This is a genomic window from Roseateles toxinivorans, from assembly GCF_004362525.1.
Taxonomy (GTDB): domain Bacteria; phylum Pseudomonadota; class Gammaproteobacteria; order Burkholderiales; family Burkholderiaceae_C; genus Paucibacter; species Paucibacter toxinivorans.
In genome coordinates, this window is sequence record NZ_SNXS01000002.1 from 670,155 (window position 1) to 690,353 (window position 20,199).

Below are 20,199 nucleotides of genomic sequence, written 5' to 3' on the forward strand. Positions count from 1 at the left end.
ACATCCAAGGTTCAGGCGCACACTGAGTTCGCGATAGGTGAATCAAGTGGAACTCCTTCCTCCTGCATTCGTCCCACCGTGCCCTCGTCTCAATCCTGTGAAAGGAGGCTTTATGAACCTGACTATCAGTGGCCACCATCTCGAAGTAACGCCGGCCTTGCGTGAGTATGTGCTCACCAAGCTGGACAGGGTGACCCGCCACTTTGATCAAGTCGTTGACATCAACGTCTTGCTCACCGTGGAAAAGCAGAAAGAAAAGGACCGCCGTCAGAAGGCCGAAGTGACGGTACATGTCAAAGGCCGCGACATCTTTGTCGAACAATCCCACGAGGACCTCTACGCCGCCATTGACCAGTTGATGGACAAACTCGACCGCCAGGTCTGCCGACACAAGGATCGATTGCAAGACCACCACCACGCGTCCGCCAAGCGTCTGGACGTGCCTGCGCCGTAGCGCCCCCATTCCTTACACGAGGAGGCGGCCCAAAGGCCGCCTTTTTGTTGGCCGAAGCCGTCTCGGTGGGCGGAAACCAGCGCTTGTTGCTGCGCCGCCGCAAATTTGGTGCAATCCTCTATCCGGGGGGCGCACACAGGCCAACATCAAAGCCCCGGGCTTCCTATAATCCCCAGACCTGACATTGAACAAGCGTCCCGCCCAAGGCCTCGGCCGAAATCGGCGCTGCGACCCGATGAACCGTCTTGCCGCCATCCTTCCCATCAGCAATGTGCTGGTGAATGTGGACGCTTCCAGTAAAAAACGCGTGTTCGAACAAGCGGGGCTGCTGTTCGAGAACAACCACGCCATCTCCCGCGCCTCGGTCACCGACAATCTTTTCGCCCGCGAGCGCCTGGGCTCCACCGGTCTGGGCCACGCCGTGGCCATTCCGCACGGCCGCATCAAGGGTCTGAAGAATCCGCTGGCGGCGGTGGTGCGGGTGCAGCACGCGATTCCGTTCGATGCGCCGGACGACGAGGCCGTCAGCCTGCTGATCTTCTTGCTGGTGCCCGAGGCGGCCACCCAGCGCCATCTGGAAATTCTGTCCGAGATCGCCGAAATGCTGTCGGACCGCGAGTTGCGCGAACGGCTGATGCAGACCGAGCTGGCCAGCGAGCTGCACAAGCTGATCTCCGCCTGGGAACCGCTGAAGTCGGTCGCCTGACGCCCTCGTCAAACCACCACCCCGGCCTGCCTCACGCGTGAAACCCACCTCCATCAGTGCCGAGCGGCTGTTTGAAGAACACCGCGAGGCCATGCGCTGGGAGTGGATCGCCGGCCATGCGCACCCGGAGCGCCGTTTCGACGAAGCGGCCGTGCGCGACGCCCAGTCGGCCGCCGACCTGGTCGGCTATCTGAATTACATCCACCCCTACCGGGTACAGATCGTCGGCCGCCGCGAGGTCGCCTATCTGCAGGACTGCTCGCCCGAGGACCAGGAGCGCCGCATCTCGCGCATCGTGACCTTGGAGCCGCCGGTGTTGATCGTCGCCGACAAGCAGGTGCCGCCGCAGGCCCTGGTGGCGATGTGCGACCGCGCCGACATTCCGCTGTTCGTCACCGCGGAGTCGGCCGGGCATGTGATCGACGTGGTGCGCAACCACCTCAGCCATCTGTTCGCCAACCGCACCACCCGACACGGCGTGTTCATGGACATTCTGGGTCTGGGTGTGCTGCTGACCGGCGAGTCCGGGCTGGGCAAGAGCGAGCTGGGCCTGGAGCTGATCTCGCGCGGCCACGGCCTGGTGGCCGACGATGCGGTGGACCTGTATCGCGTCTCGCAGATCTCGCTGGAGGGCCGCTGCCCCGAGCTGTTGATGAATCTGCTGGAGGTGCGCGGCATCGGCCTGCTGGACATCAAGGCGATCTTTGGCGAGACCGCCGTGCGCCGCAAGATGCGGCTCAAGCTGATCGTGCACCTGGTGCGCAAGGAAACCTTGGAGCGCGATTTCGAGCGCCTGCCCTACGAACCGCTGTACGAGGACATCCTCGATGTGCCGGTGCGCAAGGTGGTGATTGCGGTCGATGCCGGCCGCAATCTGGCCGTGCTGGTCGAGGCGGCAGTGCGCAACACCATCCTGCAGCTGCGGGGCATAGACACTTACAGCGAGTTCGTCGAGCGCCACCAGCGCAGCATGACCCAGCCCGACCCGGATCGGTAAAAGCCCGTCTACCGTGCCCCGCGGTGCGGGCAGTCCTTGGTCTGGCAGGAGGCGTACAGGGCCAGCGAGTGCTCCTGCAGCGCAAATCCTTTTTGCTCGGCAATGGCGTGCTGACGCTGCTCGATCTCGGCGTCGAAGAACTCCTCGACCCGGCCGCAGTCCAGGCAGACCAGATGGTCGTGGTGGTGGCCCTGGTTCAGCTCGAACACCGATTTGCCGGTCTCGAAGTGGTTGCGTGACAGCAGGCCCGCCTGCTCGAACTGGGTCAGCACGCGGTAGACGGTGGCCAGGCCGATGTCGGCATCCTCCAGCAGCAGGGCCTTGTAGACGTCCTCGGCCGTCATGTGGCGCTGGCTGGTCTTCTGGAAGATTTCCAGGATCTTGATGCGCGGCAGGGTGGCCTTGAGGCCGCTGTTCTTGATTTCTTCGGTGCGGTTCATATGTGGGCGGGGCGGGCGGTGATGGAGGCAGGCGGCCCCCACGGGCCTGCCGCTAGAATGGGCTCATCATATCCAGCTTGCTCCCGCCCCGGGCGCCCAAAGCCACACGCCATGCAACCCCTCTCCAGATTTGCTTCTTGTGCGCGCCTGCTGGGCGCCGCTCTTGCGTTGTCGGCTCTTGGCGCCTGTTCCTATATGCCCTCCGTCACCGCCGACCGGGTGCTGGGCATCGTGACGCCCTACAAGGTCGAGGTGGTGCAGGGCAATGTGCTGACCAAGGAAATGGTCGCCCAGGTCAAGCCGGGCATGAACCGCAGCCAGGTGCGCGACCTGCTGGGTTCGCCGCTGCTGGCCGACATCTTCCATGCCGAGCGCTGGGACTATGTGTTCTCGATCCGCCGTCAGGGCGCCGAGCCGCAGAACCGCAAGGTCATTGCGATCTTCGATGGCGAGAATCTGAAATCGCTTGACGTGCCGGGTGACCTGCCCAGCGAGAGCGACTTCGTCGCCTCGATCACCACCTTCAAGCGCCGTGGCGACCTGCCGAAGCTTGCGTTGACCGAAGACGAGCGCAAGGCCCTGCCTGTGCCAGCCAAGGTGGCCCAACCTGCGGCCGAGCCGGTCGGTGCCGTGCGCAGCTACCCGCCGCTGGAACCGAAGTCGTGAGCGCCTCGCCCTTGCGCATTGCCGTGGCCGGGGCGAACGGCCGCATGGGCCGCATGCTGATCGAGGCCGTGACCCAGGCGAATGACTGCGTGCTGGCTGGCGCCCTGGGCCTGCCGGGCAGCCCCGAGCTGGGCCAGGACGCCGCCGCCTTTCTGGGGCGCGCCAGTGGCGTGCTGATCACCGCCGACCTGCATCAAGGCCTGGCCCATGCCGATGTGCTGATCGACTTCACCCGTCCCGAGGGCACCTTGGCCCATCTGGCCGTGTGCCGCGAGCTGGGCGTCAAGGCCGTCATCGGCACCACCGGCTTCAGCGACGAGCAGAAGGCCCAGATCGCCGAGCATGGACTGCACATCGCCCTGGTGATGGCACCAAACATGAGCGTGGGTGTCAACGTCGTGCTGCGCCTGCTGGACATGGCGGCCCGCGCCCTGAATGAGGGCTTCGACATCGAGATCGTCGAGGCCCACCACCGCCACAAGGTCGATGCCCCCAGCGGCACGGCGCTGGCGATGGGCGAGGTCGTGGCCTCGGCCCTGGGCCGCAATCTGAAGGAATGCGCCGTCTATGGCCGCGAGGGCGTGACCGGCGAGCGCGATCCATCCACGATAGGCTTTGCCACCGTGCGCGGCGGCGACATCGTCGGTGACCACACGGTGCTGTTCGCCGGTACCGGCGAGCGTATAGAGATCGCCCACAAGAGTTCCAGTCGCGCCACCTATGCCCAGGGCAGCCTGCGTGCGGCGCGCTTCCTGAGCGGCCAGAGCGTCGGCCTGTTCGGCATGGACCAGGTCCTTGGCCTGGGCTGACACGGCATATGAGCGGCTTCTCCACCTTCTGGGAGCAGGGCGACTGGGTGCTGCACAGCGTCACCCTCTTGCTGCTGCTGATGTCGGTCAGCGCCTGGGTGGTGATCTTCTGGAAGGGCTGGGTGCTGAACCGCGCCCGTGGGGACCTGAACCGCGCGATTCCTGCCTTCTGGGCCGCAGCCTCGCTGGCCGATGCCCGCCAGGCACTGGCCCATTTCGACCGCGAATCGGTGCTGATCCCGCTGCTGGACGCCGGCATGGCCACGGCGCCGAAAGGCACGCTTGAAACCTCGGGCAGGCGCGAGTCGCAGCTGACCCGCCGCCTGCGCGACGCGCTGCACGGTGTGCTGCAGCAGCTGCAGTTCGGCCAGGTAATGCTGGCCTCGATCGGCAGCACTGCTCCCTTCATCGGCCTGTTCGGCACCGTCTGGGGCATCTACCACGCGCTGGTCAGCATCTCGACGGCCGGTGCGATCACGATCGAGAAGGTCTCGGGCCCCGTCGGCGAGGCACTGATCATGACGGCCGCCGGCCTGGCGGTGGCAATTCCGGCCGTGCTGGCCTACAACATCTTCGGCAAGCTGGTTGGTGCCTGCGAGGCCGAGCTGGAAGGCTTTGCCCACGATCTGCGTGAGATGCTGGGCGACGACGCCCCGGCCCGGTCGGAGTAAGCCAGCATGGCTTTCGGTCGGCTTGAACGCACCACCGGCCCGACGCCGATGAGCGACATCAATATGACGCCGCTGATCGATGTGATGCTGGTGCTGCTGGTGATCTTCATGATCACCGCGCCGCTGATGAGCTCCAGCCTCCGCCTGGACCTGCCCAAGACCGAGGCGGCCACGCCCAGCGATGCGCCGCAGTTTCTGATCGTCGCGCTGACGCCCGACGGCAGCCTCTACCTCGGCGACCAGAGGATGGCGGCGGCCGAGCTGCGCCAGCGCCTGGCCCAGGCCGCCCAGCGCACGCCCGGCATCGAGCTGCAGCTGCGCGCCGACAAGATGGTGCCCTATGGCCAGGTGGCCGAGCTGATCGGCTGGGCCCAGGATGTGGGCCTGAACCGCATCGCCTTCGTGGCCCAGCCCGGCGAGCGCTGAAGCCCGGCATCGGGTGGCCTGCAAACGCCTCCTACAATCGGAGGCACAGATTGCCGCAAGTCCTTGCGGCCGGCAGCCCACCATGAACGACAAGTACAGCCCCTCCGAGATCGAATCCGCCGCCCGCGCCCATTGGCAGCAGCTGGACGCCTACCGCGTCAGCGAAGACCAGAGCAAGCCCAAGTACTACGCCTGCTCGATGCTGCCCTACCCCAGCGGCAAGCTGCATATGGGCCATGTGCGCAACTACACGATCAACGACATGCTGGCGCGCCAGCTGCGCATGAAGGGCTACAACGTCTTGATGCCCATGGGCTGGGACGCCTTCGGCCTGCCGGCCGAGAACGCGGCGATCAAGAACAAGGTGCCGCCCGCGAAGTGGACCTACGACAACATCGCCCATATGAAGGGCCAGATGCAGGCCATGGGCCTGGCGATCGACTGGTCGCGCGAGGTCGCCACCTGCCAGCCCAGCTACTACAAATGGAACCAGTGGCTGTTCCTGAGGATGCTGGAGGCCGGCGTGGCCGAGCGCCGCACCCAGGTCGTCAACTGGGACCCTATCGACCAGACCGTGCTGGCTAATGAGCAGGTCATCGACGGCCGCGGCTGGCGCTCGGGCGCCCTGGTCGAGAAGCGCGAGATCCCCGGCTATTACCTGAACATCACGAAGTACGCCGACGAGCTGCTGTCGGCCGTGGCCAATCCGGAAGACCCGAACTACCTCAGCGGCTGGCCCGAGCGCGTGCGCCTGATGCAGGAGAACTGGATAGGCAAGAGCGAGGGCGTGCGCTTCGCCTTCCCGCACCAGATCACGCAGGCCGACGGCAAGCTGATACAGGACGGCAAGCTCTACGTGTTCACGACCCGTGCCGACACCATCATGGGGGTCACGTTTTGCGCCGTGGCGCCCGAGCATCCGCTGGCCACCCATGCGGCCGCCGGCAATGCGCAGCTGGCTGCCTTCATCGAGGAATGCAAAACCGGTGGCAACACCGAAGCCGAACTGGCCACGCAGGAAAAGAAGGGCATGGCCACCGGCCTGTTCGTGACCCACCCGCTGACCGGTGCGCAGGTCGAGGTCTGGGTCGGCAACTATGTGTTGATCAGCTATGGCGACGGCGCCGTGATGGGCGTGCCGGCGCACGACGAGCGCGACTTCGAGTTCGCCAAGAAATACGGTCTGAAGATCCAGCAGGTGGTGGCCGTCGAAGGTCAGAGCTACAGCCTGGAGGCCTGGGCCGAGTGGTATGGCGACAAACAGCGCGGCGTCTGCGTCGAGTCCGGCGTCTTGAACGGCCTGGCCTACAAGCCGGCCGTGGACAAGGTCGCCGAGCTGCTCGGCGCCCAGGGCCTGGGCGAGAAGAAGACCACCTGGCGCCTGCGCGACTGGGGTGTCAGCCGCCAGCGTTACTGGGGCACGCCGATCCCCATCATCCACTGCGATGCCTGTGGCGCCGTGCCGGTGCCCGAGAAGGATCTGCCGGTCGTGCTGCCCGAGGACGTGGTTCCCGATGGCAGCGGCAATCCGCTGAACAAGCATGCCGCCTTCCTGAACGTGGCCTGCCCCAGCTGCGGCAAGCCAGCCCAGCGCGAAACCGACACGATGGACACCTTTGTGGACTCGTCCTGGTACTTCATGCGCTATTGCGATGCCGGCAACGAGCAGGCGATGGTCGGCGCGGGCACGAAGTACTGGATGCCGATGGACCAGTACATCGGCGGTATCGAGCACGCCATCCTGCACCTGCTCTACGCCCGCTTCTGGACCAAGGTGATGCGCGACCTGAAGCTGGTCGACATCCACGAGCCGTTCACCAAGCTGCTGACCCAGGGCATGGTGCTCAAGGGCGCCTTCTCGCACAAGCCCGAAGGCGGCGGCAAGCACTACTACTGGGAGCATGAGGTCGAGGTCCAGACCAACGAGCATGGCCAGATCGTGGGCGGCAAGCTCAAGTCCGACGGCACGCCGCTGGACTATGAGATGACGACCATGTCCAAGTCCAAGAACAATGGCGTGGACCCGCAGCAGCTGATCGATCAGTACGGCGCCGACACGGCCCGGCTGTTCGTGATGTTCGCCTCGCCGCCCGAGCAGACGCTGGAGTGGAACGATGCCGGTGTCGAGGGCGCGCACCGCTTCCTGAAGCGGGTCTGGGGCTATGGCGCCAAGCAGGCCGAGGCGATACAGGCCGCCGGCCGTGACTTCGCCGCGCTGAACGACGAGGGCAAGGCCCTGCGCCGCGAGGTCCATCTGGTGCTCAAGCAGGTCAGCTACGACTACGAGCGCCTGCAGTACAACACCGTCGTCTCCGGCACGATGAAGCTGCTGAATGCGCTGGAGGGCTTCAAGGCCCAGGGCCAGGGCGCCGCCGTCCGTGAAGGCTATTCGGTGCTGCTGCGCGTGCTCTACCCCGCCTGCCCGCACCTGACCCATGCCTTGTGGCAGCAGCTGGGCTATGCCAACGAGCTGGGCGATCTGCTCGACGCTCCCTGGCCGCAGGTCGATGAGGCTGCCCTGGTGCAGGACGAGATCGAGCTGATGCTGCAGGTCAATGGCAAGCTGCGCGGTGCCGTCAAGGTCGCGGCCGCAGCGGACAAGGCAACGATCGAGGCGGCCGCGCTGGCGCATCCGGAGTTCATCCGCTTCGGCGAGGGCAAGCCTGCCAAGAAGGTCATCATCGTGCCGGGCCGGCTGGTCAACGTCGTCGTCTGATGGCCATCACTTCGCGCCGCACCGTCATCGCCACGCTGGGCGCGGGCCTGCTCGCGGCCTGCGGCTTCGAGCTGAAGCGCCCGCCGGTGCTGCCCTTCGACCGGCTGGCGCTGCTGGGCTTCCGCGCCGACTCGCCGCTGGGCCTGGAGCTGCGTCGCCAGCTGGCCCTGAGCGCCAACACCCGCGTGGTGGACAGTCCGGCCCAGGCCGAGGCGATATTCGAGGCGCACCGTGACCTGCGCGAGAAGGTGGTGGCTGCGTCCACCGCCGCCGGCCAGGTGCGCGAGTTGCAGCTGCGCGTGCGGCTGGAGTTCAGCCTGCGCAGTGCCGCCGGCAAGGAACTGATTCCGCGCACCGAGCTGCTGCTCAAGCGCGACATGAATTACAACGAGCGCGATGCGCTGGCCAAGGAGCAGGAAGAGGCGCTGCTGTTCCGCGCCATGCAGGCCGACGTGGTGTCGCAGGTGATGAGCCGTCTCGCGGCAGCGCGCCCATCCTGACACCATGCAACTGAGAGCCGACCAGCTTGCCGCCAGCCTCTCCAAGGGCCTGCGCAAGATCTACACCATCCATGGCGACGAGGCCCTGCTGGCCCAGGAGGCCGGCGACACGGTGCGCGCCGCCGCCCGCGCCGATGGCTATAGCGAGCGCAAGGTCTTCACCGTGGCCGGCGCCTATTTCGACTGGGGGCCGGTGCTGGCCGCAGCGCAGGCGATGAGCCTGTTCTCCGAGCGCCAGCTGATCGAGATCCGCATCCCCTCGGGCAAGCCCGGCAAGGACGGTTCCGAGGCCTTGCAGCGCTACTGCGAGCACCTGCCCGACGATGTGGTGACCCTGATCACCCTGCCCAAGCTGGACCGCCAGCAGCAAAGCAGCGCCTGGTTCACCGCGCTGGACGGTGCCGGCGTGGTGCTGCGCGTCGATGCCGTCGACCGCCAGGCCCTGCCGCAATGGATTGCCCAGCGCCTGGCCCGGCAGGAGCAGCGCGTGCCCGCCGGCGAGGCCGGCCAGCGCTGCCTGGCCTTCTTCGCCGACTGCGTCGAGGGCAATCTGCTGGCCGCCCACCAGGAGCTGCAGAAGCTGGCCCTGCTCTACCCCAAGGGCGAGCTGACATTCGAGCAGATCGAGGCGGCGGTGATGAACGTCGCCCGCTACGACGTGTTCAAGCTCAGCGAGGCCGTGCTCGCGGGCCAGGTGCCCCGCGTGATGCGCATGCTCGACGGCCTGCAGGCCGAGGGCGAGGCCGCCGTGCTGGTGCACTGGACGCTGGCCGAGGACATACGCGCCTTGAAGCGGGTGAGAGACGCGATCGACCAGGGCAAGCCCATGCCCATGGCGTTGCGCGAGGCCCGGGTCTGGGGCGTCAAGGAGCGCTTGTTCGAGCGCGCCGTGCCGCTGCTCAGCCCGCTGAGCCTGGCCCCGCTGGTCGAGGCGGCGCAGATCTGCGATGGCATCGTCAAGGGTTTGAAGCATCCCGAGTGGCCCCATGATCCCTGGGCCGCGCTGCAGCGCCTGGCGCTGATGCTGGTGCGCTGCACCCAGCACCCGAACAAGCAGGCGGGGGCGCCGCGCCAAGTCGGAGCGCACTAGAAGACATTGCGCTTCATCGCGACAGAAAGCCGCGGCTTTCGCCCACAACTCAACGGAAACCGCCGCGATCCCGACAGCCGCGGTTCAAGACGGGCATAAGATGGGCCGATACCGAGCGGTAGGCCCGGTCTTGCGCCCCGTCAGCCTGCTCCCTGCGATGAACGTTCTGTCCACCTTGCCCCGTCGTCTGACCCCCGTTTTTCTGGTGCTTGGCCTCAGCGGCCTGCTGCTGGCCTGCGCCTCGAACGAAGCGCCCAGCCTGTATGCCCGGCTCGGCGGCGAGAAGGGGCTGACGACCCTGGTCGATCGCAGCATAGCCCGCGCGGTGCAAGACCCGCGCACCCGGCGCGGCCTGGCCGGCGTCACCCTGCCGCCGTTCAAGCAGCATCTGCGCGTCCAGCTGTGCTCGCTGGCAGGTGGCGGCTGCAACGCCCAGGACCAGACGCTTAGCGGCACGCTCAAGGGACTGTCGTTCACGGCCTCGGAGTTTGATGCGCTGGTGGACATCCTGCGGGAGGAGCTGGATCAGGCCGGGGCCGGCGCCGCGGCAAAGAGCCAGCTGCTCAGAATGCTGGCACCGATGAAGCACGATTTCGCCACGCCAAACGCCTGAAAGTGAAGACCATGCGAGCTCCTGCCCATCACCCGGTACACTGGGTCGCGCTGTTCGTCAGTGCCGCAGGGCTGGCGATGGCCGGCACACCGCTGCTTGCTGCCCCGCTGACCGTGCAGGTGCGCAACAGCCAGGGTCAGCCGCTGGCCGATGCGGTGGTGGCCGTCGAGGTCCGGGGCGCGCGCCGCACCGCTGCCGCCAGCACGGTTGCACAGATGTCGCAAAAAGACCGGGAGTTCCAGCCCATGCTGTTGGTGATACAAACCGGCAGTGCGGTGAACTTCCCAAATTTCGATACCGTGCGCCATCATGTCTACTCGTTCTCGCCCATCAAGACCTTCGAGATCAAGCTCTATGCCGGCACGCCGACCGCGCCGGTGGTGTTTGACAAGCCCGGCGTGGCGGCCCTGGGCTGCAATATCCATGACCGCATGAGCGCCTACATCGTCGTCGTCGATACGCCGCTGTTCGGCCGCAGCGATGCCAAGGGCCAGGTGCAGCTCGATGTACCGGCAGGCGAGCATCAGCTCAAGGCCTGGCATGGCGGCATGGGCCCCGACGCGGCGATGCTCAGCCAGACCGTCACGGTGGCGGCCGCAGGCGGCCAGGCGACCGTGAGCCTGCCCGTCAAGTGATCCCTGCGATGCGCTGGCCGGGCTTTCTGAATCTGCGACGCCTCGAGGGGCGCATCGTCGCCTTGTTCCTGTCGCTGCTGCTGGTCGTGCAGCTGCTCAGTTTCGGCCTGATACGCAACAGCATCGAGGGCAATGCCCAGGCCTCGATCGCGGCCGAGTTGCGCAACGGAGAGAAGCTGTTGCACCGGCTGCTGGCGCAGCAGGCCGAGACGCGCACCGATGCCGCGCGCCTGCTGGCCGCGGACTATGGTTTTCTGACCACCATCGCCACCCGCTCTTCGGCGCAGGACATCGAGACCATCAAGGATGCGCTGCTCAACTACGGCGAACGCATAGGCGTGTCGGTGGCGGCCTATACCGATCCGCAGTTCCAGTTGATCGCGGCCACCCACGACAACGCCGGCCCCTTCATCCAGGAGGCGCAGCGCATCATTGCCGCCGAGAAGGCGCTGAAGGCCAAGCCGGCCGCCGGCGCCTCCGCCCCGACCGCGCAGCCTGGCCCGGACCGGGCTCAACTGGTGCTGATCGCTGGCGAGCCCTACCAGGTGGTGGCCGTGCCGGTCAGGGCGCCGCAGCTGGTGGGCTGGGTGCTGATGGGCTTTCGCCTCGGCGCCGAGCCGCTGCAGGATCTGGCCGAGCTGTCATCGCTGCACAGTCTGGTGCTGACCCGAGCGGGCAGGGGCGACTGGCGCGTCGCCCTGCGCGCGCTGGTGCAGACCGATGCCGACCCCGACCTGAGCCGCATCAGCACCACCGAGCCGAGCTTCTCCATGATGCTGGGCGGCGAGAAGCAGCGCGCCCGCTATGTGCCGCTGATGCAGCCCCGAGACGGGCAAGACATGGCCCTCGGTGCCGTGCTGCTGCGGTCCTTCGACGAGGCCGTGGCGCCCTACCGTCAGCTGCAGCTGACCCTGCTGGCGCTGACGGCCATAGGCGTGGCCGTGTTCGCGCTGGGCAGCGTGCTGTTTGCGCGGCGCATCACCGGGCCGATCACGGCGCTGTCACGCTCGGCCGAGCGCCTGGGCCAGGGCGACTACGCCACGCCTGTACGCATCGAAGCCAGGGACGAGGTCGGTGACCTGGCCCAGGCCTTCGAGACCATGCGCCAGGGCATACGCCACCGCGAAGAGCAGGTCGAGCGCCTGGCCTACTGGGACACGCTGACCGGCCTGCCCAACCGCGAGCAGTTCGCCCAGAGGCTGCAGCGCAGCCTGGACAGTGAACGCGACACCGGCCGCGCCTGTGCCGTGTTGATGCTGGACCTGGACCGTTTCAAGCATGTCAACGATGTGCTGGGCCATCATTTCGGCGACCGCCTGCTGTGCGGCGTGGCCTCCCGGCTGCAGCGTCCGGCGGTCTGCAAGGAGGGGTTCATCGCCCGTCTGGGCGGCGACGAATTTGCCGTGCTGCTCGATGGTGCCGACCTGGAGCAGGCGGTCGAGGTGGCCCAGCGCATCCTCACCGCCTTCGAGGAGCCGCTGACGATTGACGACAACACGGTGGATCTGGGCGCCGGCATCGGCGTCGTCGGCTGCCCACAGCATGGCCACGAGGTGCAACTGCTGCTGAGCCGCGCCGAGCTGGCGATGTACACCGCCAAGCAAAAGCAGAGCGGCACCATGGTCTACCACCCGGGGCTGGATGCGCACAGCCAGGAGTCGCTGTCCCTGCTCAGCGAGCTGCGCCGTGCGGTCGAGCACAACGAGCTGCGCCTGTATCTGCAGCCCAAGGTCGATCTGCACACCGGCCGCATTCTCGGCGCCGAGTCGCTGGTGCGCTGGCAGCATCCGCAGCGCGGCCTGGTGCCGCCGATGCTGTTCATCCCGTTTGCCGAACAGACCGGCTTCATCCGCACCCTGACGACCTGGATCATCGAGCAGTCGGCCCGGGCCTGGCGCGAGATGTACGCGCATGGCCTTGACCTGCGGCTGAGCATCAATCTCTCGACCCGCGATCTGCTGGACCAAGACCTGCCGGCCAAGCTGGAGCAGCTGATCAAGACCCATGACATGAACGCCCAGGTGCTGTGCCTGGAGATCACCGAGAGCGCCATCATGGACGACCCGCAGCGTGCCCAGCAGACGCTGGAGCGCCTGCACGAGCTGGGCTTCAAGCTGTCGATCGACGACTTCGGCACCGGCTACTCGTCGCTGGCCTACCTGAAGCGCCTGCCGGTGCACGAGCTGAAGATAGACAAGAGTTTCGTGATGGCCATGGAGCGCGATCTGGACGACGCCAAGATCGTGCGCTCCACCGTCGACCTGGCCCACAACCTGGGCCTGCGCGTGGTGGCCGAGGGCATAGAAACGGCCAAGGCCTGGAAGCTGCTCGACGCGCTGCACTGCGACGAGGGCCAGGGCTATTTCATTGCCAAGCCCATGCCCGAGCAGGAGTTCGTCGCCTGGGTGCAGGCCTGGCAGGCGCCGGTGCTGGACGACGAAACGCTGGAGAGTGCGTTCGCGAAGCTGGCTTGAGCTTGGGGTCCCAGATTCCATCCGGGCTACCTGACGTTCGTAGCCCGTATGCAGGCCGCAGGCCGGAATGCGGGGTTCAGTAGCCCTTGCTGCGCGCCACCAGATGAGCCAAGGGCCTGCCCTCGCGCAGTGCCGCCAGATTGGCCTTCACGACCTCGGCCGCACTGCGCGGATCGGTCTGTGCCGCGGTGTGCGGGAGCACCGTGATCTTCGGGTGAGCCCAGAACGGGTGCGCCGCCGGCAGCGGCTCGACGCTGAACACATCGAGCACCGCGCGGCTCAGCTGGCCGCTGTCCAGCGCAACCAGCAGATCGGCCTCGATCACATGGGCACCGCGCGCCAGATTGACCAGCGTGCTGCCCCGCTTCATTGCAGCAAAGCGGGCGGCAGCGAAGAAGCCGCGGGTCTGATCGGTCAACGGCAGCAGATTGATCACCGTGTCGGCCTCGGCCAGTAGCTGTGCCAGTTCAGCCTCACCGCTGCCCGTGCGGACGCCGGCTATCGTTGCCGGGCGCGTGCTCCAGCCACAGACGTCATAGCCCAAGTGCGCCAAGGTGCCGGCCACGCGGCCGCCCAGCTCGCCCAGGCCCAGCACCAGCACCCGCCACTCGTGGGCACGGCATTGCGCCGGCGCCTGCCACAGCGCCTGCTGCTGCTGGTGCTGCACGTCGTAAAAGCCGCGGTGCAATGCCAGCACCGCCCAGAGTGCCGTCTGCACCATGGCCTCATTCATGGCAGGGTCCACCATGCGGGCCAGCGGCACCTCGGCCGGCAGGCTGGTATCGGTCAGGAGCCTGTCCACCCCGGCCCACAGCGACTGGATCAGCCGCAGCCCGGGCAGGTCCTGCAGACTGCCCTGCGGCGGGTTGGCGACCACGGCCACCTCGATCTGCGCCTCCTGCCCGGGGGTGACCTGCTCGACCCAGTCTTCGCCGGGCATGGCCAACTGCAGGACCTGCAGCCATTGAGTGCGTTCGGCCTCGTCCTTGGCATTGCCGCGCTGCCAGCCGCCGATGAACAGGATACTCATGGGCGCAGCTCTGCCTGGGCCTGATCGAGCAGCGCCTGCAGCGCGCTGATCACCGTGGCCTCGCGCACCTGGGTGCGGTCGCCGCCAAACTGCTCGCGCCAGGCGCGCAGCACGCCGCTCCTGCCGGCCAGCGCCAGCCAGACGGTGCCGACCGGCTTGTCGGCCGAGCCGCCATCGGGCCCTGCAATGCCGGTGACGGCGACGGTGAAATTAACCGGAGCTCGCGCAAGCAGGCCGCTGGCCATCGCCAGTGCAACCGGCTCGCTGACCGCGCCATGGGCCTTGATCAGGTCCGTAGGCACGCCCAGCAGCTCGATCTTGGCCTCATTGCTGTAGCTGACCACGCCGCGCTCGAACCACAGGCTGGAGCCGGCCAAGGAGGTGCAGGCTGTGGCAATCATGCCGCCGGTGCAGGACTCGGCCGTGGCCATGGTCTTGCCCCCGGCGCGCAGGGTGGTGGCCAGGGCAGACAACAGATCATTCATCAGATGGCTCTCCACAGCGCGATCACCAGCAGCGTGCACAGCGCCGCCACCAGGTCGTCAAAAATGATGCCGAAGCCCTGGGACCAGCCGGGCGGCACACCGGGCCGGCCCTTGAACAGCCGGTCGGCCCAGCCCACCGGGCCAGGCTTGGCTGCGTCGAAGAAGCGGAACAGGCTGAAGGCAACGGCCTGGCCCCAGAAGCCCATGGGCATGGCCAGCCAGAGTATCAGCCAGAAGGCCAGCACCTCGTCCCAGACAATGGAGCCGGGGTCCGGTGTGCGCAGATTCCGTGCCGTCACCGTGCAGGCCCACCAGCCGATCAGCGTGCCGATGGCCAGCACCCAGGCCCATTGCACATCGTCCAGCCAGCGGTTGAGCACCAGGAAGGACACCCAGGCCCACAGCGTGCCCACGGTGCCCGGCGCCTTCGGCGACAGGCCGCTGCCGAAGCCCAGCGCGATCCAGTGCGCCGGGTGGCCCAGCATGAAGCGGCCGGTGGCGCGGCGCGGCGCGCCGGTGAGAACAGCGTCTTCGACCGGGCTGATCATGACTTGAAGTGGTCGAAGGAGCCGTAGCGGGCAGGCAAGACCTGGCCCTGCGCGTCCGTCAGCCGCAGGCCCGGCTCGGCATCGATACGGCCGACGCGGGTCACCGCCACACCGACTCCGGCTGCCGCGGCCTCGACGGCGGCACGTGTTGACTCAGGCGCGGTGAACACCAGCTCGTAGTCGTCGCCGCCAGCCAGGCCGAACTGGCGCTGCAGCTCGATGGGCAGGGTCTGCAGCAGGGCGCTGCGCGGCAGGCTGTCGGCCTGCACGGTTGCACCCACCCCAGAGCGCTGCAGGATGTGGCCCAGGTCGCCCAGCATGCCGTCCGACACATCGACGGCGCTGCTGGCCAGCCCGCGCAGCGCCTGGCCCAGCGCGACGCGCGGCTGCGGCAACTCCATCGCCCGGCGAACGCTGTCGAATCCGTCGCCGAGCAGGCTCAGCGTGCCACGAAACACCTCGAGCGCCAGTCGCGCATCGCCCAGAGTGCCGCTGACAAAAACGTCGTCACCGGTCTGCGCGCCACTGCGCAGCAGGGCCTGGCCGGGCGGCACCTCGCCGAACACGGTGATGCAGATGTTCAAGGGCCCGGCCGTCGTGTCGCCACCGACCAGCTCGATGCCATGGGCATCGGCCAGCGCGAACAGGCCGCGGGCAAAGCCGTCCAGAAAGGCCTCGTCGATGCGCGGCAGGGCCAGCGCCAAGGTGAAGGCGCGGGGCGTGGCGCCGCAGGCCGCGAGGTCGCTGAGGTTGACCGCCAGCGCCTTGTGGCCCAGGCGCTCCGGCGCCACCGTGCTGAGGAAGTGCCGGCCCTCGACCAGCATGTCGCTGGAGACGGCCCACTGCATGCCGGCTGTCGGCGCCAACAGCGCGCAATCGTCGCCGACGCCCAGCACCTGGGTGCTGGGTCGCGTGAAGAAGCGCTTGATCAGATCGAATTCACCCATGGGGGGATTGTCTCAGCCTGCGGCGGGGGCGTGGGCTATGGCGACCATAGAGAAATTTCGCCCATGACGCGGCGCCCGAACTCTAGACTGGAGCGGTCAGCCCATCGCCAATTCTTAATGGAGTTTTTCATGTCAGCGGAATCCAAATGCCCGTTCGCGAGCGACGCCCGTCCCCACACGATCGCGGGAGCCCGGTCCAACGCGAACTGGTGGCCCAATCAGCTCAAGCTGAACATCCTGCATCAGCACTCATCGCTGTCCGACCCCATGGGCGAGGCGTTCGATTACGCCGCCGAGTTCAAGAGCCTTGACCTCGACGCCGTGATCAAGGACCTCCATGCGCTGATGACCGATTCGCAGGACTGGTGGCCCGCCGACTATGGCCATTACGGGCCCTTCTTCATCCGCATGGCCTGGCACAGCGCGGGCACCTACCGGGTCGCCGATGGCCGTGGCGGCGCGGGTTCCGGTGCGCAGCGATTTGCGCCGCTGAACAGCTGGCCGGACAACGCGAGCCTGGACAAGGCGCGGCGCCTGCTCTGGCCGGTCAAGCAGAAGTACGGTCGCAAGATCTCCTGGGCCGACCTGATCGTGCTCGCCGGCAATGTGGCGCTGGACTCTATGGGCTTCAAGACCTTTGGTTTCGCCGGCGGGCGTCCGGACATCTGGGAGCCGGAGGAGGACATCTATTGGGGCAGCGAGGGCCAGTGGCTGGGGGACCAGCGCTACAGCGGCGACCGCGAGCTTGAGAACCCGCTCGCCGCTGTTCAGATGGGCCTGATCTATGTGAATCCGGAAGGGCCCAACGGCAAGCCGGACCCGATCGCCTCGGCGCGTGACATCCGCGAGACCTTCGCCCGCATGGCCATGGATGACGAGGAGACCGTGGCACTGGTTGCCGGCGGCCATACGTTTGGCAAGTGCCATGGCGCCGCCGACCCGGGCCAGTATGTCGGGCCCGAGCCGGAGGGGGCCGGTATCGAGGAACAGGGCCTGGGCTGGAACAACCGATTTGGTACCGGCAAGGGTGTGCACACCATCACCAGCGGCATCGAGGGGGCCTGGACCACCAACCCGATCAGGTGGGACAACGACTACCTTGAAATCCTGTTCAAGTACGAGTGGGTGCTGACCAGGAGCCCGGCCGGGGCCCATCAGTGGACGCCCAAGGAGGCCGCGGCCGCGGGCACGGTGCCCGATGCCCATGACCCGGCCCGGCGCCATGTGCCGATGATGACCACGGCGGACCTCGCGCTTCGCATGGACCCGGCCTACGAGAAGATCTCGCGGCACTTCATGCAGAACCCGCAGGCCTTTGCCGATGCCTTTGCCCGCGCCTGGTTCAAGCTGACGCACCGTGACATGGGCCCGCGCGCCCGCTACCTCGGGCCGCTGGTGCCGGCAGAGGTCTTGATCTGGCAGGATCCGATCCCCGCCGTCGACCATGTCTTGATCGACGCGGACGATGTGGCCGCCCTGAAGGCCCGTATCCTTGCCTCGGGCCTGTCCATTTCGCAGCTGGTGGCGACGGCCTGGGCCTCGGCCTCAACCTTCCGCGGCAGCGACAAGCGCGGCGGCGCGAATGGCGCGCGCATCCGCCTGGCCCCGCAGAAGGACTGGGAGGTCAACCAGCCGGCCGAGCTGACACGGGCGCTGCAGGTGCTGCAGGCGATCCAGCAGGACTTCAACGGCGCCCAGACGGGGGGCAAGAAGGTGTCGCTGGCCGATCTGATCGTGCTGGGCGGTGCCGCTGCCGTCGAGGCCGCGGCGAAGCGGGCCGGTACCGAGGTGCAGGTCCCCTTCTCGCCGGGGCGCATGGATGCCTCTCAGGAGCAGACCGACGTGGAATCCTTCGCCGTGCTGGAGCCCATCGCTGACGGCTTCCGCAGCTACGCCCGCAAGGGGGCCGAGGGCGCGGCAGCCGAACTGCTGGTGGACCGGGCACAGCTGCTGCGCCTGACCGCTCCCGAGATGACGGTGCTCATCGGCGGCCTGCGTGCGCTGAATGCGAACGTCGGTCAGTCCAGCCATGGCGTGTTCACCGAACGGCCCGAGACCTTGAGCAATGACTTCTTCGTGAATCTGCTCGACATGCGAACGAAGTGGCAGAAGTCCACCACCGCAGGCGTGCTGGAAGGGCACGACCGGGCAACGGGCGCGCTCAAGTGGACGGGCACCGTCGTGGACCTGGTCTTCGGCTCCAACGCCCAGCTCCGCGCCCTCGCCGAGGTCTATGCCTGCAGCGATGCGCAGCCGGCATTCGTGCGTGACTTCGTGGCGGCCTGGAGCAAGGTGATGGACCTGGACCGCTTCGACCTGGCCGGGCGGTGACCGGGCTTTGCGTGACCGCCCCGACCGGGGCGGTTGCGCAAATCGAAGAAATTAATCAAAGTCGCCTTATCGAGCACGATCTGTGACCGTTTCGACAAGGACCTCGCCCATGAAGTCGCTACAGAACATCAAGCTCGGCCCGCGCCTGGCCCTGGCATTCGGCATGGTGCTGCTGCTGATGCTGGTGATCGCGGTGGTGGGCCTGCGAGGCATAGGCTCGGTCAGCGACGCGCTGCGCAATGTCTACATCGACCGCACCATTCCGCTGCAGCAGCTCGGCGACGTGAACCGCATCATCAACCGCAACCGGGTGCTGGTGATGGACATCATGGCCAGGCCGACGAAGGAGAATATCGAGCGCCGGAGCGCGGAGCTGAGCAGCAATGTCCAGGCGGCCAACGAGCTTTGGAAGGCCTATATGGCCTCCGCGATGACGCCGGAAGAGGCGAGCCTGGCCGCGGAGTTTGCCAAGGCCCGTGAAGCCTATGTCAAGCAGGGCCTGCTTGCCGTGCGCGATGCCATCGTGGCGGGCCAGGATGAAGAGGCCGTGAAGATCTACACCGAGTCGGTGTCCAAGCTCGGTCCGCCGGCCGAGAAGGCTATCAATGAGCTGGTCAAGCTGCAGGTCGCGCAGGCGGCCAAGGAGTACGAGGCCGCTCAAAGCACCCGCGCCACGGCCACCGCCGTCGCCATCGGCGTTGCGCTGATCGCGCTGTTCAGCGGCGCCTTCCTGGCCTGGGTCATCGTCAAGTCCATCACCCGGCCGATTGGCGAGGCCGTGGCCCTGGCCAAGGCGATCTCGGCCGGCGACCTCACCTCGCAGGTGCATGCGCAGGGCAGGGACGAGGTGGCCGAACTGCTGCGCGAACTGGCCGAGATGAACGCCAGTCTGGTGCGCATCGTCGGTCAGGTGCGCAACAGCTCGGACTCGATTGCCACCGGTTCGGCCCAGATTGCCTCCGGCAATGCCGACCTCAGCCAGCGCACCGAAGAGCAGGCCAGCAATCTGCAGCAGACGGCGGCCTCGATGGAGCAGCTCACCGCCACCGTCAAGCAGAACGCCGACACCGCACGCCAGGCCACCCAGCTGGCTGGCGGCGCCTCCAGCGCGGCCAGCCAGGGCGGCCGGGTGGTCGAACAGGTGGTCGTGACCATGGGCGAGATCACCGAAAGCAGCCGCAGGATTGCCGACATCATCGGCACCATTGACGGCATTGCCTTCCAGACCAATATCCTGGCACTGAACGCGGCGGTGGAGGCCGCCCGTGCCGGCGAGCAGGGCCGGGGCTTTGCCGTGGTGGCCTCCGAGGTGCGCAGCCTGGCCCAGCGCTCGGCCCAGGCGGCAAAGGAGATCAAGACCCTGATTGGCGCCAGCGTCGAGAAGGTGGAGAACGGTTCGCGCCTGGTCCACGAGGCCGGCCAGTCGATGGGCGAGATCGTGTCACAGGTCAGGCGGGTCAATGACCTGATCAACGAGATCAGCGCCGCCAGCGTCGAGCAGAGTTCAGGCATCAGCCAGGTCGGTGATGCGGTCAACCAGCTTGATCAGGTGACCCAGCAGAATGCTGCCCTGGTTGAGGAAAGCGCTGCCGCGGCCGAGAGTCTCAAGCACCAGGCGGCCAATCTGGCCAAGATCGTGGCGGTGTTCAAGCTGTCCTAGT

At 67.0% G+C, this 20,199-nt stretch carries 20 protein-coding genes; 15 read left to right on the forward strand and 5 right to left on the reverse strand.

Annotated features, from left to right (window positions below; translation table 11 throughout):
• Nucleotides 1-112: 112 nt before the first annotated feature.
• The 3 genes from hpf (at nt 113) to hprK (ending at nt 2,157) form a co-directional block, all read left to right on the forward strand.
• Nucleotides 113-454: a ribosome hibernation-promoting factor, HPF/YfiA family gene (hpf, locus tag DES47_RS08850; RefSeq protein ID WP_133700308.1), complete on the forward strand. Its 342-nt coding sequence runs from the start codon at nt 113-115 to the stop codon at nt 452-454.
• A gap of 235 nt (nt 455-689) precedes the next feature.
• Nucleotides 690-1,160: a PTS sugar transporter subunit IIA gene (locus DES47_RS08855; RefSeq protein WP_133700309.1), complete on the forward strand. Its 471-nt coding sequence runs from the start codon at nt 690-692 to the stop codon at nt 1,158-1,160.
• Nucleotides 1,161-1,197: 37 nt separating this feature from the next.
• The gene (gene hprK, locus DES47_RS08860; protein ID WP_133700310.1) at nt 1,198-2,157 is read left to right on the forward strand and encodes an HPr(Ser) kinase/phosphatase; all 960 of its coding nucleotides are present in this window, start codon (nt 1,198-1,200) and stop codon (nt 2,155-2,157) included.
• A gap of 8 nt (nt 2,158-2,165) precedes the next feature.
• On the opposite strand, the gene fur is transcribed toward hprK, so the two are convergent.
• A complete protein-coding gene (gene fur, locus DES47_RS08865) occupies nt 2,166-2,597 on the reverse strand; it encodes a ferric iron uptake transcriptional regulator (protein ID WP_133700311.1) in 432 nt (143 codons plus the stop codon).
• A 195-nt stretch (nt 2,598-2,792) separates the two neighbouring features.
• On the opposite strand from fur, the gene DES47_RS08870 reads away from it, so the two are divergent.
• From DES47_RS08870 to DES47_RS08915, 10 genes are all read left to right on the forward strand, one after another.
• Entirely contained in the window at nt 2,793-3,263 is a 471-nt protein-coding gene (locus DES47_RS08870; RefSeq protein ID WP_243748225.1) for an outer membrane protein assembly factor BamE, read from the forward strand.
• Nucleotides 3,260-4,072 carry a 4-hydroxy-tetrahydrodipicolinate reductase gene (dapB, locus tag DES47_RS08875; RefSeq protein ID WP_133700313.1) on the forward strand — a complete coding sequence of 271 codons (813 nt, stop codon included), beginning with the start codon at nt 3,260-3,262 and terminating at the stop codon, nt 4,070-4,072. The genes DES47_RS08870 and dapB overlap by 4 nt, the downstream gene beginning before the upstream one ends.
• Nucleotides 4,073-4,080: 8 nt before the next feature.
• Complete coding sequence (locus tag DES47_RS08880; RefSeq protein WP_133700314.1) at nt 4,081-4,743, forward strand: MotA/TolQ/ExbB proton channel family protein; 663 nt, start codon at nt 4,081-4,083, stop codon at nt 4,741-4,743.
• Nucleotides 4,744-4,749: 6 nt separating this feature from the next.
• The gene (locus DES47_RS08885; RefSeq protein WP_133700315.1) at nt 4,750-5,169 is read left to right on the forward strand and encodes an ExbD/TolR family protein; all 420 of its coding nucleotides are present in this window, start codon (nt 4,750-4,752) and stop codon (nt 5,167-5,169) included.
• An 82-nt stretch (nt 5,170-5,251) separates the two neighbouring features.
• Nucleotides 5,252-7,885: a leucine--tRNA ligase gene (gene leuS, locus DES47_RS08890; protein WP_133700316.1), complete on the forward strand. Its 2,634-nt coding sequence runs from the start codon at nt 5,252-5,254 to the stop codon at nt 7,883-7,885.
• On the forward strand, nt 7,885-8,385 hold the full coding sequence (locus DES47_RS08895; protein ID WP_133700317.1) for an LPS-assembly lipoprotein LptE: 501 nt from the start codon (nt 7,885-7,887) through the stop codon (nt 8,383-8,385). Before leuS ends, DES47_RS08895 begins: the two co-directional genes overlap by 1 nt.
• A gap of 4 nt (nt 8,386-8,389) precedes the next feature.
• Complete coding sequence (holA, locus tag DES47_RS08900; protein WP_133700318.1) at nt 8,390-9,475, forward strand: DNA polymerase III subunit delta; 1,086 nt, start codon at nt 8,390-8,392, stop codon at nt 9,473-9,475.
• A 157-nt stretch (nt 9,476-9,632) separates the two neighbouring features.
• Complete coding sequence (locus DES47_RS08905) at nt 9,633-10,088, forward strand: group I truncated hemoglobin (protein ID WP_166651918.1); 456 nt, start codon at nt 9,633-9,635, stop codon at nt 10,086-10,088.
• A gap of 11 nt (nt 10,089-10,099) precedes the next feature.
• A complete protein-coding gene (locus tag DES47_RS08910) occupies nt 10,100-10,723 on the forward strand; it encodes a methylamine utilization protein (RefSeq protein WP_243748226.1) in 624 nt (207 codons plus the stop codon).
• Nucleotides 10,724-10,731: 8 nt separating this feature from the next.
• Complete coding sequence (locus tag DES47_RS08915) at nt 10,732-13,197, forward strand: bifunctional diguanylate cyclase/phosphodiesterase (RefSeq protein ID WP_208114941.1); 2,466 nt, start codon at nt 10,732-10,734, stop codon at nt 13,195-13,197.
• 76 nt (nt 13,198-13,273) lie between these two features.
• Here the strand turns inward: DES47_RS08915 and DES47_RS08920 are convergent, their stop codons facing one another.
• From DES47_RS08920 to thiL, 4 genes are read right to left on the reverse strand one after another with little or no spacing between them, the layout of a single operon-like run.
• Nucleotides 13,274-14,227: a 2-hydroxyacid dehydrogenase gene (locus tag DES47_RS08920; protein ID WP_166651919.1), complete on the reverse strand. Its 954-nt coding sequence runs from the start codon at nt 14,225-14,227 to the stop codon at nt 13,274-13,276.
• Nucleotides 14,224-14,712, reverse strand: coding sequence for a CinA family protein (locus DES47_RS08925; RefSeq protein WP_133700320.1), 489 nt, complete (start codon nt 14,710-14,712; stop codon nt 14,224-14,226). The genes DES47_RS08920 and DES47_RS08925 overlap by 4 nt, the downstream gene beginning before the upstream one ends.
• Nucleotides 14,712-15,260, reverse strand: coding sequence for a phosphatidylglycerophosphatase A family protein (locus tag DES47_RS08930; RefSeq protein ID WP_133700321.1), 549 nt, complete (start codon nt 15,258-15,260; stop codon nt 14,712-14,714). The genes DES47_RS08925 and DES47_RS08930 overlap by 1 nt, the downstream gene beginning before the upstream one ends.
• Nucleotides 15,257-16,207: a thiamine-phosphate kinase gene (thiL, locus tag DES47_RS08935; RefSeq protein ID WP_133700322.1), complete on the reverse strand. Its 951-nt coding sequence runs from the start codon at nt 16,205-16,207 to the stop codon at nt 15,257-15,259. The genes DES47_RS08930 and thiL overlap by 4 nt, the downstream gene beginning before the upstream one ends.
• Before the next feature lie 129 nt (nt 16,208-16,336).
• On the opposite strand from thiL, the gene katG reads away from it, so the two are divergent.
• Nucleotides 16,337-18,538 carry a catalase/peroxidase HPI gene (katG, locus tag DES47_RS08940; RefSeq protein WP_133700323.1) on the forward strand — a complete coding sequence of 734 codons (2,202 nt, stop codon included), beginning with the start codon at nt 16,337-16,339 and terminating at the stop codon, nt 18,536-18,538.
• 109 nt (nt 18,539-18,647) lie between these two features.
• Nucleotides 18,648-20,198, forward strand: a complete 1,551-nt coding sequence (locus DES47_RS08945; protein WP_133700324.1) for a methyl-accepting chemotaxis protein — start codon at nt 18,648-18,650, stop codon at nt 20,196-20,198.
• Nucleotide 20,199: the final 1 nt, after the last annotated feature.